Origin of the sequence: Microcoleus sp. B4-D4 (assembly GCF_036705185.1) — a bacterium.
Lineage (GTDB): Bacteria > Cyanobacteriota > Cyanobacteriia > Cyanobacteriales > Microcoleaceae > Microcoleus.
On sequence record NZ_JAUBTX010000047.1, the window covers coordinates 30,965 to 49,026 of the forward strand.

Sequence of the window (18,062 nt, forward strand, 5' to 3'; positions counted from 1 at the left end):
TTATCGGTAAGAGTTCAAAACTACTGGCCGCTTGTCTTAGTCAACAAATTTATATGAATGACGATGATTTAAACCAATTAATAGATGCTTTTACCGCAGAAACCAGCGAGTTTCTCCAGTCAATGGAGACGCACCTGCTGGCGATGGAATCCTCGGATTTGGAACAGCGAAAAGCAGCAGTTAAAGAAATGTTTCGGGCGGCTCACTCGATTAAAGGTGCGGGCTCGATGTTGGGCTTTCAAAACGTGTCGGCGGCGGCTCACACCCTAGAGGACTGTTTTGTCATTTTGCGCGATCGCACGGACTTGTCGGCGCTGGAAGCGACCACTGTAAGTGTTTTACTGCAAGGGGTGGATACTCTCAAAAAGATTTCTGTCGAATCCATTCATCACTCAGATGTCAGCACTCCAGATCAAAGGTCAAATTTGGAGGATCTCGCCCAAATTCACGCCCAGTTCGAGGCAAAGTACGGCAAGCCAGAACCGCCACCAGTTCCCGCCGCCAGTCGATCGGCAGCCCCGGAAACCCTAAAACTGATTTTTGAACACGAATTGCCGCCAATCTTCAATCGCCTGGAAACCGAACTTTCCCAAGCTTCTGAGGCAGATTTAGCAAAAAGCGTTACCGCCCTCAACCAGGTTTATTATCAACTCTCCGGTTTGGCTGGAATGCTGCAATTGCCGGATTTTGGGAAAGTCGCCGCACCCCTGAGAGATTTGATCGATTTTCCAGACTTGACTTTAGAACGCCTCCAGTCCGAGGGTTGGGCGATCGCCCAAAACCTGCAAACCGCCCGCCAGCAGCTATTGGAAGGAAGGGCGATCGAACTCCCCCAAATCTCCCCCCCACCCTCCGACGAATCACCATCCGAAACCCCTCCCCCAATCTCCCCCTCTCCCCCTCTTCCCCTCTTCCCCACTCCCCCTCTCCCCACTCCCTCTCCCCCACTCCCCAACCTCCAAAGACCGACAATCCGAGTAGACTTAGAACGCTTAACAGAATTGGTGAACCTCGTCGGAGAATTAGTCATCAACCGTACAAATTTGGAACTTCAAGAATCCGAACTGCGCGGCGAAGTCAAGCGCATCCGCCGCAGTATCGTAGATTTGAACCAATTCGGCGGCCAGTTGCGAGAAGAATACGACAGACTGAGTTTTGCCGATTGGAGAGGGGGAAACAGCAATGCGGGATTGGGAAAAATTGCAGGATCTGAAATAGAATTTCCGGCGATCGCTAACAGTAAATCCTCTCTGACCCATGCTCACTTTGATATCTTAGAGATGGATCGTTATACAGAGTTCCACTCTACAGCCGCAGAAGTCATCGAAACCGCCCAAGCAATTTCACAATCCGCCACCAAATTAGACCTCCTAGCCATGAAATTCGAGCGCAGTACCGACCAACTGCGCCGCATTACCGAACAACTCCGCAGCCGCGTCATGCAGTTGCGAGTCGTGAGTTTCAGTCGCGCCGTAGACCACTTGCCCCGAGCGCTCCGGGATATGTGTCTCACTTATGATAAAGATGTCAACCTCCTGTTAGTGGGAAGAGATACCAAAATTGACGAAAGTTTGCTTGATGCTTTGCGCGACCCCTTAATACACTTAGTGAGAAACGCCTTCGACCACGGCATCGAAATGCCCGAAGTTCGGCAAGCCAGTGGCAAACCCGCCAGCGGTCAAATTGAAATAGCAGCCCGCCACCAAGGCGGCCAAACTATTATTACTGTCGCCGATGACGGAAAAGGCATTGACCCGGAAATCATCCGCCGCAAAGTTGTCAACAAGGGTTTAGCGACAGAGGAACAAGCTCAAGAATTTTCCATTGCCGAACTCTACGATTTTCTGTTTTGGCCTGGTTTTAGCACCGCAGAAGGGGTCAGCGACCTTTCGGGGCGGGGAGTCGGACTCGACGTGGTGCGAACGAATTTGCGGACTGTGCGGGGAACGGTGAAGGTGGACTCTCGCCTGGGAAAAGGTACAAACTTTATTATCAAGCTGCCGTTGTTGCTGTCGATTACTGACGCTTTGATGGTGAAGACCGATCGTAATAAAATAGCAGTACCGCTGGATGCAGTCGAGGAGATTCTCCACATCAAAGCTTCGGAAGTTCACACCGCCGGCAATCAGCCGATGCTGTGGTGGCGGGAGGAATTTATTCGTTTGGTGAGGATGCAAGATTTGCTCGAATATAGCGTCCTCGGCCCCGATGGCCCCTCTCCAGATCCTTTGACCCAAGACCACATTCCTGTCTTGGTTTTGGCTTCGAGTGAAGGAATGCTGGCTGTGGCTGTGGAACGGCTGATCGGTCAGCAGGAAATTGTGGTTAAACCTTTGCCGCCACCTCTATCCAAGCCTCGCGGGGTTTTGGGGAGTACGATTTTGGGGGACGGCAAAGTTGTAACTATTTTGGATGTGGATGATTTGGTGGGTCAACCTTCTTTAGCCAATAGTTCGATCGCCCCTGTGTCCGGTACAACACCGCATATGGCGCCGAGTTCGAGTCAGTCACCCCAGATTTTGGTAGTGGACGATTCCTATACAATTCGGCAGTTGCTGTCTCTGATGCTGACTCGTGCCCGCTACCGAGTCGTGCAGGCTAAGGACGGGCTGGATGCTTTGGAAAAGCTGCAAAATGGTCTTGATTGCAGTTTGGCGATTGTGGATATTGAAATGCCCCGGATGGATGGATTTGAATTGTTGCGATCGATGCGATCGACCCAGCGGTTTGCTAAGATTCCCGTAGCCATGCTGACCTCCCGCAGCGGCGAAAAACACCGGCAAATGGCAATGGAATTAGGCGCAAATAAATATTTCACCAAACCTTACAGCGAAGCCCAACTTTTAGAAGCCATCCCCAAATTAATCAAACATTAGTTATTAGTTATTGGTTATTAGTTATTGGTTGTGAGTTATTAGTTATTAGTTGTGAGTTGTGAGTTATTCGTAAAAATTCCCAATTCCCAATTCCCAATTCCCAATTCCCAATTCCCAATTCCCATTACAATCTAAAATCTAAAATCTAAAATCTAAAATCGCATGACTCACGCCAATTACAATCGCCGTTTTCGCAGCCAAAAACAAGGTGCTGTCAGAACCCCCCCTCGAAAACTTCTTTCCTTTGAACTCGGAAACGTTAATTATGCAGTTCCCATTGAAAAAGTCCAGCGCGTTGTCAAAGACTTTAATCCCTACGGTTTTTTAGATAGCGGTCAAAGTTTAGTGCGACATCAAGAAGAATTGATTACCCTGATTAACTTATCCAAAATATTTCCCAGCAGTCGCACTCTTACTGACTTCAACTACCTGATTGTTTGCAGTTTAAATAAAAGCGATCGCTTGGGAATTCCCATTCCTGATATGCCAAAAATTTTGGAAGTTACCGAAGAAAGTTTCTGCGAAATTCCCGAATTGTACCGCCAACAACAACTGCCTCCGGTAATAGAAAAATTAATTCGCGCACCAGACGGTTCCGAAGTTTTTTATCTGAACTTGGATCGATTTAACTCAATGTAGCGCGCCCGCTGCTAATTAATGTTAGATGTTGGCAATTAGGACTTGAGTTTTCTTTAAAATCTAAGGACTAAAATCCTCACTACCAACCAATTTTATATTTTTATGTCAAACACATACAACGCAATTATTATCATATAATACTGCAATAAAGACGCATAATATTATACAATATTAATGGTTTATTTGCAATGTTTTATGAAAAAAATCACAAGATTGTCGATCGCCCTGTTAATGTTTGCCGCTACTCTAGAATATCCGCAAGCGGGGCTGCAACAAAGGGCGATCGCCCAAACACCAACACCCCAACCAGAAACACCTCAACCACAAATCATCCAACCACAAATACCCCAACCCCCAACAAGTCAACCCCCAACAAGTCAACCACCAACACCCCAAACACCAACACCCCAACCAAAAGCAGACGATCCCAAAAACCTCGGCTACGTCTCCCCAGAATTTGCCGAAAAATTCTCCCAGCAACAAATTGACCAAATCAACGCCAACGTCGAAACCCTGTTGCTAACCCAAAGCTGCGTCCGCTGCGACCTCCGAGCCGTAAAATTAGTTAACCTGCGCTTAAAAAATGCGATCGTCACAGGAGCAGATTTATCAGACGCCAACCTCAGCGGAAGTCGCTTCGAGATTTCAGATTTTGTCAACACCAATCTAGCTCGCGCCGACTTAAGCGGAGTCGAATTAATAGGAGCAAGAATTAGCAACACCAACCTCAGAAAAGCCAACTTGACAGGAACCAATTTAGACGGCGCAGATTTGCGATTTGCCGACCTGAGAGATGCCAACCTGTCAAATGCCAACCTCCGCAATGCTAACATCGACGGAGCCAGTTTGGACAGAGCCAGCATGGGAGGTACAACAATGCCAGACGGCAGCAAAAAGCAATAACACAGTAGAAGGAAGAAGGAAGAGGGAAGAAAGAAGAGGGAAGAAAGAAGAGGGAAGAAGTAATGAAATTCCTACAGGCAAAAACCGGGTTTTTTAAATCGTTACCAGGCTCTGCCTGGTAACGAATATCTGGAGGCTCTGCCTCCTCTTTTCCAGCCGAACCCAACCTACAAAAAATCTTCCTTCCTTCTTTCTTCCTTCTTTCCTTCTTTCCTTCTTCCTTCTTCCGACTTCCATCGAACTGAAATCCGTTACATCCGTTACATCCGTTACATCCGTTACAGAATCCGTTGCCGAACTTCCTTCTTCCCTCTTCCTTCTTCCTTCGACATCAAACAGCCAAAAACCTCTGAATCACCTCATCACTCAATTCGCTAGTGCTTCCCGAAGCCACAATTCCCCCTTTTTGCATAGCATAATACCAGTCAGCTTGCCGCACAAAATGCAAATGCTGCTCCACCAACAAAACCGAAATACCCCTAGTCGCAATCACCCGACGCACCGCAGCCTCAATATCCAAAATAATAGACGGTTGAATCCCCTCCGTCGGTTCATCCAAAATTAGCAATTTCGGCTCACCCATCAAAGCCCTAGCAATCGCCAACTGCTGCTGCTGTCCCCCGCTCAAATCACCCCCCATGCGATCGAGCATAGTCTTCAAAACCGGAAACAAATCAAAAATTTCATCAGGAATTTCAGGATTTTTAACCGCAACTGGTTTCGCTTCCAAACCCAACAACAAATTTTCTTTAACACTCAACCTAGGAATAATTTCCCGCCCTTGAGGCACGTAACCAATGCCCAACTTTGCCCGCTGGTGAGTCAACTTAGAAACAATCGACTCACCGCCAAAATTAATCTTACCGCTGCGGGGTTGCAGCAACCCCATCAGCGTTTTTAGCATCGTAGTTTTGCCAACGCCGTTGCGACCGATCAAACAAACCATTTGCCCCGCATTAACGCTTAAATCGACACCGCGCAAAATGTGACTTTCGCCGTAATAAACATTCAAATCAGAAACTTTTAGCATAACTGTTGACTGTTGACTGTTGACTGTTGACTGTTGACTGTTGACTGTTGACTGTTGACTGTTAAATGTTGACTGTTGACTGTTAAATGTTGTTATTAGCTAATACCAATAATCCACAAACAACTGCCAACTGCCAACTGCCAACTGCCAACTGACTACTCTTCTGGTTTTCCCAAATATACTTCAATAACGCGCTCGTCATTTTGCACCTCATCCATCGTTCCTTCACACAAAACAGCACCCTGATGCAAAACCGTCACCTTTTGAGCAATTTGCCGCACAAACTCCATATCGTGTTCTATCACTAACACCGAATGACTTTCGGCCAGCGAAATCAGCAAATCTCCAGTCAGCGCAGTTTCCTCATCAGTCAAACCAGCCACAGGTTCATCAACCAACAACAAATCGGGAGATTGAGCCACCAACATCCCAATTTCCAACCACTGCTTTTCCCCGTGAGAAAGCAAACCAGCATGAACATCAGCTTTAGCAACTAAACCAATTGTTTCTAACAAACCTGCAACCGTGCGCTTTTCCGCCACAGGAGAACCCTTAAACAGAGTAGGAAATACATTTTTATTGCCGTTGCAAGATAGCTCTAAATTTTCCCGCGGCGTTAAATTTAAATAAACTCGCGGCGTCTGAAACTTGCGGCCAATACCGAGTCGAGCAATCTGATATTCCGACAATTTCCGTAAATTGCGACCTTTAAATATTACCCGCCCTTCCGTCGGCTGCACCTTCCCGGTAATCGAGTCGAGAAAAGTTGTTTTCCCCGCACCGTTGGGGCCAATGATAACTCGCAGTTCGCCCGCATCCATACTAAAATTCAGATTGTTAATGGCTTTGAAACCATCAAAGCTAACAGTCAAATTTTCGATTTCTAATACTTTTTGGTTCATGTATTTGTCAGAAAATTTATTGAATGTTTATTGAATATTTGTAGTAAGAGCTTTAGTCTTTTATTACTGAATATTTGGAGTAAGAACTTGAGTTACTTCTTACAGATTTAGCCTGAATGCGGACTAAAGTCCTCACTACAAACCTTTTACGCGAAGCTAGAACTGCTAGAACTGTTCGTTAAAGGAGCTGGATTTACCGCCATAATCCGCTCAGCCAATTTCGAGAGCGGCAGACTTTGCAAATACACTTTGCCAGGCCCGGTTAGCTTGACTAAAAACAAGCCTTCGCCGCCAAATAAAGCATTTCTAAAGCCGCCCACAAACTGAATGTCGTAATCTACAGTCGGCGCAAAAGCTACCAAACAGCCAGTGTCTGCCCGCAACACTTCGCCAACTCCCAAATTTTTCTCAACTATTGTTCCTCCCGCATGAACAAAAGCGAGGCCGTCACCCTGCAATTTTTGCAGAATAAAGCCTTCTCCGCCAAAGAAACCGGCACCGAGTCGCTTGGTGAAAGCTACATCAATGTCAATCCCATTTGCCGCACAGAGAAATGAGTCTTTTTGACACAGAAATTTGCCGCCAAGTTGGCCTAAATCGAGGGGAATTATTTTCCCAGGATAGGGGGCGGCAAAAGCGACGCGGGCCTTGCGATTTCCGCTGTTGACAAAGGTGCTAATAAAAAAACTTTCCCCTGTCAGCATCCGTTTGAAACCTTGAAATATGCCACCACCTGTGGCTGTTTGCATCTGGATGTCGCCTTCCATGTATGTCATGGCTCCCACTTCAGCTCTGACGCCTTCTCTGGGGTCGAGTTCAATTTCAATCAGTTGCAAATCGTCGCCGTAGATTTTGTAGTCAATAACATCTGCCATATGTTTCCCCTCATGTTAAATAATTGAGTTATTTTACTACAAAATCTTTAGTTGGAAATCCGCTAGCATACCAGATATCATTTTTGAGCATTCAATGTTCAAGTTCTTCTTTTTCTCGCTGTACTTCGGGGTCTTGTTCCAGGCTGGGGTAAGTTGATGCGTACTTTGGTTTTTTGAACAGGCGGCGGATGTGTTCAAAATCTTTATTTTGCAGCCATCCGACTATGCCGTCGGGCAGCACTGTGACTACTATTAAGAATAGCGCGCCTTGGAAAAACAGCCACACTTCTGGAAATTTTTCGCTCAATAAAGTTTTGGCAAAGTTGACTAGAAACGCTCCTAATATTGCTCCCGATAATGTGGCGCGACCTCCGACTGCTACCCAAATTACCATTTCGATGGAAAATGCAATATTCATTGCTGTCGGCGAAATAATTCCCGTTTGTACGGTATATAAAGCGCCCGAAACGCCAGCCAAACCGGCGGAAATTGCAAATACTAAAACTTTATATCCTGTGGGATTGTAGCCGGAGAAACGCAGCCGCACTTCGTCATCGCGAATTGCTACGAGCAAGCGCCCGAAACGCCCGCAGGTCAGCCAGCGACAAAGGGCATAAGTTGCTGCGAGAAATAACACCGTAAGAAGGTAGAAAATATATTCAGTATCTCGGCTATTTACTGAGGCTCCAAATAGGGTTAATTGGGTGAGTCCGTTGGTGCCGTTAATCAGTTGCTGGCTGTTGAAGAAGTTGAAAAATACAATTGTGGCTGCTTGGGTGAGAATTGAAAAGTAAACGCCTCGAATGCGATTGCGGAATACTAAGTAACCTAAAACTGCGCCCAAAATGGCGGGAATTGCTACTACTGCGAAGACTGAGAAGGGAAATGAGTGAAATGGCTGCCAAAACCACGGTAATTCGACGCGAAAACCACTCATAAATTCTGGCACTTTGATGCTGGAATTTGGGGGAATTTGCAGTTTTAGGTGCATGGCGAAGGCGTAGCCACCTAGGGCAAAAAACACGCCATGTCCCAGACTGAGCAAACCTGTATATCCCCAGATTAAGTCTATGCCGAGGGCTGCAATTGCTAGTGCTAAAAATCGGCCCAATTGGTTGAGACGAGCGTCAGGAACTATTCCTGGGACGAGCAATATGAATGTTAGGGCGATCGCCCCTACAATTGCTGCTTCTTTTAGCCGTGCCTTTTTTTGTGTATTTTTCATTTTTTTGGCGATCGAAGCTGTAGTTGTTAATTCTCAACAGTGCGTCCTTTTTGCGGAAAAATTCCTCCCGGCTTCACTTGCAAAAAAGCCATAATTAAGGCAAATACCATGACTTTTGCCATGCTGGTGGTGGCGAAAAATGTGAAGAAATCAGCTAAGGGCTTGACAGGAGCAAACATTAATGCTAATGTTCCAGAGCCGATCAGGTAATTTGCAGTGCCGATCGCCATTGCAGCAACCACACTCCCCACAATCTTGCCGACACCGCCCACAACCACAACCATAAAGGTATCGACAATATAATTTTGTCCGGTATTTGAGCCTACCGAACCGATCAGACTAATCGCGCAGCCAGCAACACCAGCCAACCCAGAACCCAAAGCAAAAGTCAGCGCATCTACTTTCTCGGTAGGTATTCCCAAACAAGCGCTCATGCTGCGATTTTGCGTCACAGCGCGAATCCGCAATCCCCACACAGATTTTTGCAAAAATAGGTAAATTCCCGCCAAACAAACTCCTGTCAGCGCAATAATAAAAAGTCTGGCGTAGGGGAGTTGAAAATTGCCCAGCGGGATGCCGCCGCGCAGCCATGCAGGCGCAGTCACATCAACGTTTTGAGCACCAAACCAAGGTTTAGTTACTGCGAGTTTGTAAGTTTCGCTTAAAACTGCGCTGACAGCCCAGGAAATACCCAAAGACAAAGGTAAAATTATGGCGATAATTCCCTTGCGAATGCGATCGAAATCCGGGCGTCGCTTCAGCACCTGCAACCCGCCAAAAAATAGCAAACAAAATACAGCAATTCCCGCTACCAAAACCCAACTAACACTGCGGACAAACTGCTGTAAAATTAAACTTACGCCCCACGTCGCCAGCAATGTTTCTAGGGGCCGCCCGTAGAGATAGCGAATCACTCCGCGTTCGAGAATTAATCCTACCAGCGCCGCTACTAAAAAAGCTAGGGGAATGGCAAATAAAATATAGATTTCAAAGGCAAATCCTCCGATACCTTTGAAGACATTCTGCACTACGAAAGTTGTATAAGCCCCCAGCATCATCAATTCGCCGTGAGCCATATTAATCACGCCCATCAACCCGAAAATAATCGCTAATCCCAGGGCTGCAATTAGTAAAACAGCGCCGATGCTAATGCCGTTGAATAAACCGTCCAATAAGCCGCTCAGCACTTTTTATCCTCCTATTTTTCGATAATATTTGATGTCGCGATTTTTTGTATAAAGGTAAGGTGCACCCCCAAGCAGCCTACAAACTTCGGATTTCACGATTGACTTCTACTTTGCTTAGGAACAAAAATTTAATAACTTAAATACCTCCTAAGCTGTTGCTCATATATATTGTGTATGGCGATTGAGGGGGAGAGGGGGAGAAGGGGAGAGGGGGAGAGGGGGAGAGGATTTGACAATTTTTGATTGTCATCAAAATATACAATGTTTATTTGCACAACAGCTTACAGTTCTTTCTCCTATAAGTGGGGAAGTAAAAGGAGGTTCTTCCTCCCAATATGTGTTACCAGGCAGAGCCTGGTAACAAGCAAAGCCGGAGATGCTGCCCTTCACGCTTGAATTCTGCTTTACTTAGCTGGTCTTGAATTTGCCGCCTTTGGCCGGATCTGACCAATCACAAGAAAAGCCTTTTGTTTCGGGGACAAACTGATTCCAAGGAATCGGTGGCACGGCTTCTGGCGTAGCATAAGCAATTTCAAACAAACCGTCTTCTCTCACCTTACCCAACCGCACAAATTTAGCAAGGTGATGGTTGTTTTCTAGGGTCACTTTGCCCTCCGGCGCGTCAAAAGTTTGACCCAAAGCTGCTGCCCGCACTTTGTCCAAATCGTCGGCTGTTCCTGCTTTTTCGACGGCTTGCTTCCACAGGTAAACCATGATGTAAGCTGCTTCCATCGGGTCGTTTGTCACTCTGTCATTGCCGTATTTTGCTTTGAATGCTGCGACAAACTTTGTATTTGCGGGAGTGTCCACAGTCATGAAGTAATTCCAGGCGGCGTAATGGTCTTTGAGATATTCTACGCCGATCGCCTTTACTTCTTCTTCTGCAATACTGACAGACATGGACGGATATTTGTCCGGGCCCAAGCCTGCACCCTGCAACTGTTTGAAAAATGCGACGTTGCTGTCGCCGTTGAGGGAATTGAAGATGACACCGCCGTCGGGCAAAGCTGCCTTAATTTTAGTAATAATTGGCGTGACTTCTGTACCCCCTAAAGGAATGTAATCTTCCCCAACTAATTCGCCGCCTTTGGCTGCTAGCTGTGCTTTAATAATGGTGTTTGCGGTGCGGGGAAAAACGTAGTCAGAGCCGACTAAGAAGAATTTTTTGCCTTTATTTTCTAGCAGCCAGTCAACTGCTGGTTCGATTTGTTGGTTGGGCGCAGCCCCGGTGTAAAAGATGTTTTTTGAGCACTCTTGACCCTCGTATTGTACGGGATACCAGAGCATATGATTTTTTTCTTCAAAGACTGGCAATACTGCTTTGCGGCTGGCGGATGTCCAGCAGCCGAAGACTGTGACAACTTTATCTTGGTCGATCAATTTTTTGGCTTTTTCGGCAAAAGTCGGCCAGTCTGAGTTGCCATCTTCTATTACTGCTTCGATTTGTTTTCCGAGGACTCCGCCAGCTTTGTTGATTTCTTCGATCGCTAATTGTTCGGCATCAACCACGCTTTTTTCGCTGATGGACATTGTGCCGCTCAAGGAATGTAAAATTCCTACTTTGATCGTGTTTCCACCGCCTGCTGCTGCTGGTGCAGTTCCTGTTGCTGTTGGAGAAGCGGCTGGGGTGGCTGTTGGAGTCGGAGTTCTACAAGCTTTGAGGAATAAACTTGTTGTGAGGGTAGCAGAACCGTATAAAAGAAATTTCCGCCGATCGAATCGCTTTGTCATTTTTCCTTGTTACTCTTAAATAGCTCAGTCAGATGATTGAGAATAACATATAGCGACTTGATATTAAGACTAGGTTGAGAATACTTTTGTATCTTTATATACAAAAGTTATTATTAATTTACAAAATGAAGGTTTGGTGAGGATTGATGGCAAATGTGGCAGAAACGGAGTTTAGACACTAAGATATGCACTTTGAGCGATCGGTCTGAAATTAACAACCGGGTTTCTTTAGAGAATTATCTTATTGATACTAGGAGTTAGACCGTAACTGAGTTTGTGGCACACTTGGATCGTGTCCGATCGATTACCATCACAAAAACGGTTCGTAGTGTGGACACCACAATGCAATAATGAGCGGACTGAAGTCCGCACTACGAAGCGAATTCATCTTGCTGCGGTTAATTGATCGCGCGTTCACAGGAAAATATCAAAGCAGATGACGATCGCCCTTTATACAAATATAGCAACAGCCACATGGGGCGCGGACATAAATAACCTAATGAATACAGCCGATACCCGTCAAGCATAAATGGTTTGATTCCCCTACTCTGCAACTGCTTTCGGAGTCAACTGTCCACTGTCAACTAATTTATGGAGAATAGCGGACTCGAACCGCTGGCCTCTGCGGTGCGATCGCAGCGCTCTACCAACTGAGCTAATTCCCCTGATTGACTTTCAATTTAGCATTTTAAATGCTCGATTGCCGAATCTCAAAGGCTTGCAAATTGCATTTGCTTTCAATTTTACAAACCGTGACCAACATTAGCACGTAAGTGCTAAAAACGTCAAGAGTTTTCCGCTGCCGGCTCGGTGGGGGCGATCGAGCAAAGTTGGGCCACTCTGTCCAACTCTAAATCAGCAAAATAGTCCACCGTCCAATTAGCTTGGCGCTGGATCATGTGAAACGGGTAAGTGTGAGTCACGCCCGCTACCTGCATCCCCGCTTTTTTCGCCGATTCTATCCCCGCAAAAGTATCTTCTAGGGCCAAACACTCGATCGGTTGCAGGTTCAAACCGGGATATTTCTGGTTGAGAAGTTCCACAGCCAACAGATAGCAGTCGGGTTCTGGTTTGCTCGCCGTCAAGTCGTCACCTGCGACAATTAACTCAAAATTTGCAGCCAAACCGGCTCGCTCTAGCACTAATTCTATATCCGATCGCATGGCCCCGCTAACTACGGCCATTTTTAGTCCAGAAACGCGAATTTTGTCAATAAATTCTGCCAAACCGGTATAAATCGGCAATGTTTCCAAACTATTTATTTTTTCTTGATAAGCTTTGGCCTTGCCTAGCAGCAAGCGATTGAGGTATGTTTCTGTGAGATATCGTCCTCGGCGCTGCAGCAGTTCGGTAATGCAAGCGCGATCGCTCTTTCCCAAACAAATTTCTCGAAACTCCCCGCGTTTGAGTTGCAGATTTTCATCTAGCATCAGGCGATCGATTAAGTTCTCGTGAATCGACTCGTCATTAATAATAACGCCATTAAAATCAAATAAAACTGCTTTTAGAGTCATTAGTTATTGGTTATTAGTTATTAATTATTAGTTATTAGTTATTTGTTATTTGTTATTTGTTATTTGTTATTTGTTATTTGTTATTGGTTGTTGGTTGTTGGTTGTTGGTTGTTAGTTATTGGTTATTAGTTATTATTTATATCGTTTCCGCTTGTATCGGACTGATTTAACCACAGAGAGCACAGAGTACACAGAGGGAGAGAATATATATCTGAATCATTCCGATGCTACCGGATTTGATATTATTGGTTATTAGTTATCAGTCATTAGTTATCAGTCATTAGTCATCTTGCCCGAAGAGCGAAGTCGAAGGGTAGTCATTAAGCTGTCGGACATTTAAATTGTATGTTCAGGGCGGGACACCCCACAAGACGGGGAATTGTTTTGTGACATATAATTTATATACCGCAACAGTTAACTGTCAACTGTTAACAGTCAACAGTCAACAGTCAACAGTCAACAGTCAACAGTCAATAAATCAAGCGGGTGCTGGAATGCCCGGTAAATCGCCATCAAAATCAGGAGTGCGATCGCCCAAATTCGACACCTGCGCCTGACGCACCGGCTCGAAATCTTCTCCCAGAAGAGGTTTCACGCCCTGCGTCACCTGATGCACCCACCAGTGTTCCTGAGTTTGCACCGCAGCAAATCCCGCCGCCCCCGCCCAAGCATCAATACTACCAGCCGCGTAAGACTTAATATAAGGCTCTTCAAAGATATCAGTCAGCCACTCTGTCTGTCGCAAAGTTTTTTGATTTCCGTCCAAAATTGCCACTTGTCCCCCAACCTTCAGCAGTCGGAAGCTTTCTCGCAAAATTGCGCGCGAGACAGCAGGCGGCGTTTCGTGAAACAGCAAGGAAGCTGCGACTAAATCGAAGCTGCTGTCAGCAAAACCCACGCTTTCAGCATTTCCGTGCAACCACTCGATATTTAAGCCGGCTTTTTGCGCCTTCATTTCGGCGACTACCAGCATATAAGGAGACAAGTCCAGGCCGACAACTTCCGCTTCGGGAAAGGCTTGTTTGAGCATCAGGGTTGTTGAACCGGTGCCGCATCCCAAATCGATAATTCGGCGCGGTTTTACCCGCACAGCGTCAATTAAACCTTGTCTGACGACTGTTTCGTGGGGAGGCAAAACGTATTGCGTGATTGGATCGTAGGAAACGGCGGCACTGGGGTTGAGGTAGCCGCCTTTGATGCCGTGAAAGTTTTGGCTGCTGTAATATTCGGGATAAACTAGGTTGGGTTGTCGGTGGCGATCGCCCGCTTTTTCCCAGTCAGTACCTTCGTAGAGTCGTTTGATTGCTTCTTCGTCGATCGCCAGTCGGATCAGCGGCGATAAAAAGCGCTCGAAAATTGTATCCTTACCAACAGCCATAAAACTCCTTTCACAAAAACTCTTTTAATTTTAGCCAACAGCAGTAAAATTAGCATTAATTAAAGTTATTTGTCTCCTCGAACCTCTATCCATTACCTCCCCTACATTGCTCGTTGCCCAACTTCCCTTTTATTGCTTGCTTCCTGTCGCTTTTCATTAATCGGAATTTTGATTAAAAACTCCGTCCCGCCGCCTGCAGGTTTAGATATTTTGATGCTGCCGCCGTGTCCATCTACAACAATTTTGTAGCTGATTGCTAACCCCAAACCAGTGCCTTGTCCCACCGGTTTGGTGGTAAAAAATGGGTTAAAAATTTGGTCTTTAACGCTGTCGGGAATGCCGGGGCCGTTGTCGGCGATCGCCACTTTCAGAAATTTTATGCTATGTTCGCGAACTACTCCTGTGGAAATAGTAATGATTTTATCCAGGCGATCGATCTCGTTCAAGGCATCGATCGCATTGCTCAGCAAGTTCATAAACACCTGATTTAGCTGAGACGGATAGCAGTCTACTAAAGGCACTTTTCCGTATCTCTTGACTATATAAATGCCATTTTTGATTTTGTTGGAAAGCAGCAGCAAGGTATTTTCCATGCCTTCGTGAATGTCCGCCTGCTTTTTGTCTGACTCATCGAGGCGAGAAAAGTTGCGTAAAGAAAGAACTATGCTGCGAATGCGTTCGGTTCCTATTTTCATAGAATTTAATATATGCGGCAAATCTTCCTCGATAAAATCTAGTTCGATTTCTTCGGTAAAATCTGCAATTTCCGGCGGTACTTCTGGGAATGTTTGTTTGTACAAACTCACCAATTCTAATAAATCTTTAGTATATTTTGTGGTGTGAGGCAAATTAGCCGAAATGAAGTTAACCGGGTTGTTGATTTCGTGCGCTATCCCCGCCACCATTTGACCGAGGGATGACATTTTTTCGCTCTGCACTAAATGGGTTTGAGTCTTTTTCAGTTCGTTTAAGGCACTATTGAGCAGTTTTACTTGGTCTTGGGTTTGAGTGTAAAGGTGAGATTGAGTAATTGCGATCGCCAATTGATCTGCTACAGCTTTTAACAGTTGAATTTCCTCCCCGCTCCAAAACCACTGAGCAGCGTGGCTGCAAACTAAATAACCCTGTCGCTGGTTTTGAGTCGGCACAGGTATCGCTAAATAGCTATTAGCTTTCAGTTCGAGCGGTTGACTTGCACCCCGAGTCCAAGTGTCGGCACTAAAAATAATTGGATCGGATTGGTCGCTCTCTACTGACAAATTTCGCACCAAGTAAGGCTCAAAGTTTATCGCTTGTCTCGGACAATCAAATTTGGAAGATTCCCACAAAATTTCTAAAGTTTTGTTTTGCGGTTCGTACCAACCAAAAGCCGCTCGTTCTAGATGCAGCAAATTTACGATTTCTTCGACGGTACTTTGCACGATTTTGTCTAATTCTAAAGAAGCGCGAATGCGTCCAGCAATCCGGTTGAGCATGGCTTCTCGCTCGGCTCTGGCGCGAGTGTTTTCCGAGTAGTAAATTAGCCAAATTGCTGCTAGCATTGCCGGGACGAGCAGTCCGACGACGACGGATGTTAGAAAATTTAATGCTTGCAGTTGGGATTCAATATTTTCGCGGGGAATTATTAAGGCCATCGACCAGTTGACTTCCTGGAGGGGAGCGTAGACGGCATACACCCATTGGTTATCTATTTTTACCAGTTCGATGTTCGTCTGGCGATCGATCATGTGCCGCGCAATTGTGGAGAGTGCGGAATCTTTTGACTGTAAAAAGCTTGGAGCAGGCCGATCGCTATTGCCAATTAAGTTATTGTTGGGATGAACAATTGGCACTCCTTCTGAATTGAGCGCAAAAGCATAACTCTCGGAACCGTAATGCAGGCTGTTAACAACATTTGCTACTCTGTCTAATTTAATGCTGCCCGATAGGACTCCAATTACTTGATTGGAAGCCTGTGGTAATGCCCAAACAGGAGCTGAAACGACTATCGTCGAAACTTGTGTACTGCGACCGATCAGCGGGTCAGAAACGTTAAGCTGCCCGGCCATTGCTTTTTTAAAGTGTTGGCGGTCTTTGAGGTTCGTGCGGTTGCCTAGAGTGTTAGTTAGTGAGCCGTCGGGTTGAATTAACGCCAGGATGAAATACTCTTTTAACCTGTATATTTCTGATTGCAACCGTGGTTCGACTAATTCCCAATTGAGAGTACGAACCATTGGAGAATAAGCGATGGTTTCAATTTCGGCTTTGCGGCTGCTGAGCCAGCGATCGATTTGATCGGTGCCTTTTTCTAGTTTTAATAGTGCTATTTCCTTTAAATTGTCGAGGATTAGTCCGCGCACAAAAAAATAGCTTACGCAAGTAGTTGTGCTAATGGTTAAAGCCGTGCTGCCGAGAATTAGCAGGGTCAGCAAATGGCGGCGCTGCCGTCTGTGCTGCCAAAGACTTTCCAGTTGCTGCCAGCGCGATTGAGCGCTAATGCTGATGTTTTGCCAAAAGTGGCGCAGTTTTGGCTTTTGGTGGGGCGGCAGCGCAGAAACGGGTCGGGCTTGATTTGCTGGTTTTTGCATCATCAAATGTTCTCGTCGAGAGTCAAATCGATCGAACTGCACGGTCATTCGGCAGAATTAATACAAGGCAAGCAGTGAGAACCTGAGTCCTCCTAGGTTTGGCCGATGGGGATGTGGATTTCTGGCTGCGAACAATTTTTATTTCGATCGCAATATCGCATTCTATTTTGACATCAATTTTGTATTTTGACTTTGAGTTTACTTTCTTGAGGTTAGTGCTTTACGATATATTTAATATCTATCTCGTTTGTATAACAAATTTTTTGTAAATAACACAGAGAAAATACGGAGTTTTTTAAATTAGCTATGTATTATAATTTATGAGCAAAACCGTATTGACAATTTCACCAATTTGTGCAGTGAGTTTAAGGAGAAATTTTTTCGTCTAAAGCTTTTTTTGCCAAGCGGGCTGCATAAACGGTGAGGGCGATCGTTGCTAGCAAACCAATGCCGTAAAGAGCCCACTCAGCAGCAGTGCGCGATCGCCCTTCGGCTCCGAGTGCCGCCAAACTCCCAGCCAGATAACCAATATAAACATACATCACAGTTCCGGGAATCATGCCGAGCCAAGATGCAAAAAAATAGTCTCTGAGAGATACCTGCGTGACTCCAAAAGCATAGTTGAGCAAATTAAATGGGAAAATTGGCGAAAGTCGCGTCAGCAGCACAATTTTCCATCCTTCAGAAGCAACTGCGGAGTCGATCGCCTGAAATTTAGGATTTCCTTCTATCTGTTTGGAAACCCAATCGCGAGTTAAATACCTTCCTATTAAAAAAGCGAAAGTTGCGCCCAAAACCGAGCCGATGGAAACGCAAACCGTGCCGCCAACGACGCCGAACAAAACCCCAGAACCGAGAGTAAGCAAAGAACCGGGAATAAATAAAACCGTAGCGACAATGTAAATTAGAATAAAAGCTGCAGGGCCCCAAGGGCCCAGACTCGCGATCGCCGAAAGCGCGTTTTTTAAAATTGCTTGAAAGTTAAAAAACTGTGCCGCCACAATCAAAGCTACAGCTAAAGCAATCCCTAAAAACAGTTTCCACCTTTGGGATGGTGGCGGATTTTTTTCATCGGGCGATCGCAAATCATTCATTGCTTAAAATCTCCATTCTCAACAATATGGGCATGGGGCATGGGGCATGGGGAATTAGGAATTAGGAATTAGGAATTGGGAATTGGGAATTGGGAATTGGGAATTGGGAATTGGGAATTGGGAATTGGGAATTGGGAATTG

Annotated in this window: 13 protein-coding genes and 1 tRNA gene; 3 read left to right on the top strand and 11 right to left on the bottom strand. The window is 45.7% G+C overall.

Annotation, left to right across the window (positions count from 1 at the left end; all coding sequences use genetic code 11):
* Nucleotides 1-53 precede the first annotated feature (53 nt).
* The 3 genes from QUB13_RS25010 to QUB13_RS25020 all read left to right on the top strand — a co-directional run bounded on the left by QUB13_RS25010 (nt 54) and on the right by QUB13_RS25020 (nt 4,418).
* Nucleotides 54-2,876, top strand: coding sequence for a hybrid sensor histidine kinase/response regulator (locus QUB13_RS25010; protein ID WP_333386274.1), 2,823 nt, complete (start codon nt 54-56; stop codon nt 2,874-2,876).
* Nucleotides 2,877-3,038: 162 nt separating this feature from the next.
* The gene (locus tag QUB13_RS25015) at nt 3,039-3,515 is read left to right on the top strand and encodes a chemotaxis protein CheW (protein WP_333386277.1); all 477 of its coding nucleotides are present in this window, start codon (nt 3,039-3,041) and stop codon (nt 3,513-3,515) included.
* A gap of 195 nt (nt 3,516-3,710) precedes the next feature.
* Complete coding sequence (locus QUB13_RS25020; RefSeq protein ID WP_333386280.1) at nt 3,711-4,418, top strand: pentapeptide repeat-containing protein; 708 nt, start codon at nt 3,711-3,713, stop codon at nt 4,416-4,418.
* Nucleotides 4,419-4,749: 331 nt separating this feature from the next.
* On the opposite strand, the gene urtE is transcribed toward QUB13_RS25020, so the two are convergent.
* The 11 genes from urtE to QUB13_RS25075 all read right to left on the bottom strand — a co-directional run bounded on the left by urtE (nt 4,750) and on the right by QUB13_RS25075 (nt 17,921).
* Nucleotides 4,750-5,448, bottom strand: a complete 699-nt coding sequence (urtE, locus tag QUB13_RS25025) for an urea ABC transporter ATP-binding subunit UrtE (RefSeq protein WP_333386282.1) — start codon at nt 5,446-5,448, stop codon at nt 4,750-4,752.
* A gap of 155 nt (nt 5,449-5,603) precedes the next feature.
* A complete protein-coding gene (urtD, locus tag QUB13_RS25030) occupies nt 5,604-6,350 on the bottom strand; it encodes an urea ABC transporter ATP-binding protein UrtD (RefSeq protein ID WP_333386284.1) in 747 nt (248 codons plus the stop codon).
* A 146-nt stretch (nt 6,351-6,496) separates the two neighbouring features.
* Nucleotides 6,497-7,225 (bottom strand): TIGR00266 family protein, encoded by a 729-nt coding sequence (locus tag QUB13_RS25035; protein WP_333386287.1) that lies wholly within the window; start codon nt 7,223-7,225, stop codon nt 6,497-6,499.
* Between the two features lie 91 nt (nt 7,226-7,316).
* Nucleotides 7,317-8,450, bottom strand: coding sequence for an urea ABC transporter permease subunit UrtC (gene urtC / locus QUB13_RS25040; protein ID WP_333386291.1), 1,134 nt, complete (start codon nt 8,448-8,450; stop codon nt 7,317-7,319).
* A gap of 26 nt (nt 8,451-8,476) precedes the next feature.
* Nucleotides 8,477-9,637 carry an ABC transporter permease subunit gene (locus QUB13_RS25045; protein WP_442922203.1) on the bottom strand — a complete coding sequence of 387 codons (1,161 nt, stop codon included), beginning with the start codon at nt 9,635-9,637 and terminating at the stop codon, nt 8,477-8,479.
* Nucleotides 9,638-10,045: 408 nt separating this feature from the next.
* Nucleotides 10,046-11,368 carry an urea ABC transporter substrate-binding protein gene (gene urtA / locus QUB13_RS25050; RefSeq protein ID WP_333386295.1) on the bottom strand — a complete coding sequence of 441 codons (1,323 nt, stop codon included), beginning with the start codon at nt 11,366-11,368 and terminating at the stop codon, nt 10,046-10,048.
* Between the two features lie 592 nt (nt 11,369-11,960).
* A tRNA-Ala gene (locus QUB13_RS25055) sits at nt 11,961-12,033 on the bottom strand.
* A gap of 120 nt (nt 12,034-12,153) precedes the next feature.
* Nucleotides 12,154-12,882 carry an HAD family hydrolase gene (locus QUB13_RS25060; protein ID WP_333386300.1) on the bottom strand — a complete coding sequence of 243 codons (729 nt, stop codon included), beginning with the start codon at nt 12,880-12,882 and terminating at the stop codon, nt 12,154-12,156.
* A 478-nt stretch (nt 12,883-13,360) separates the two neighbouring features.
* Nucleotides 13,361-14,260, bottom strand: a complete 900-nt coding sequence (locus tag QUB13_RS25065) for a class I SAM-dependent methyltransferase (RefSeq protein ID WP_333386303.1) — start codon at nt 14,258-14,260, stop codon at nt 13,361-13,363.
* Nucleotides 14,261-14,361: 101 nt separating this feature from the next.
* Nucleotides 14,362-16,830 carry an ATP-binding protein gene (locus QUB13_RS25070; RefSeq protein WP_333386306.1) on the bottom strand — a complete coding sequence of 823 codons (2,469 nt, stop codon included), beginning with the start codon at nt 16,828-16,830 and terminating at the stop codon, nt 14,362-14,364.
* Between the two features lie 362 nt (nt 16,831-17,192).
* Nucleotides 17,193-17,921, bottom strand: a complete 729-nt coding sequence (locus QUB13_RS25075) for a TVP38/TMEM64 family protein (RefSeq protein WP_333386309.1) — start codon at nt 17,919-17,921, stop codon at nt 17,193-17,195.
* Between the last annotated feature and the right edge of the window lie 141 nt (nt 17,922-18,062).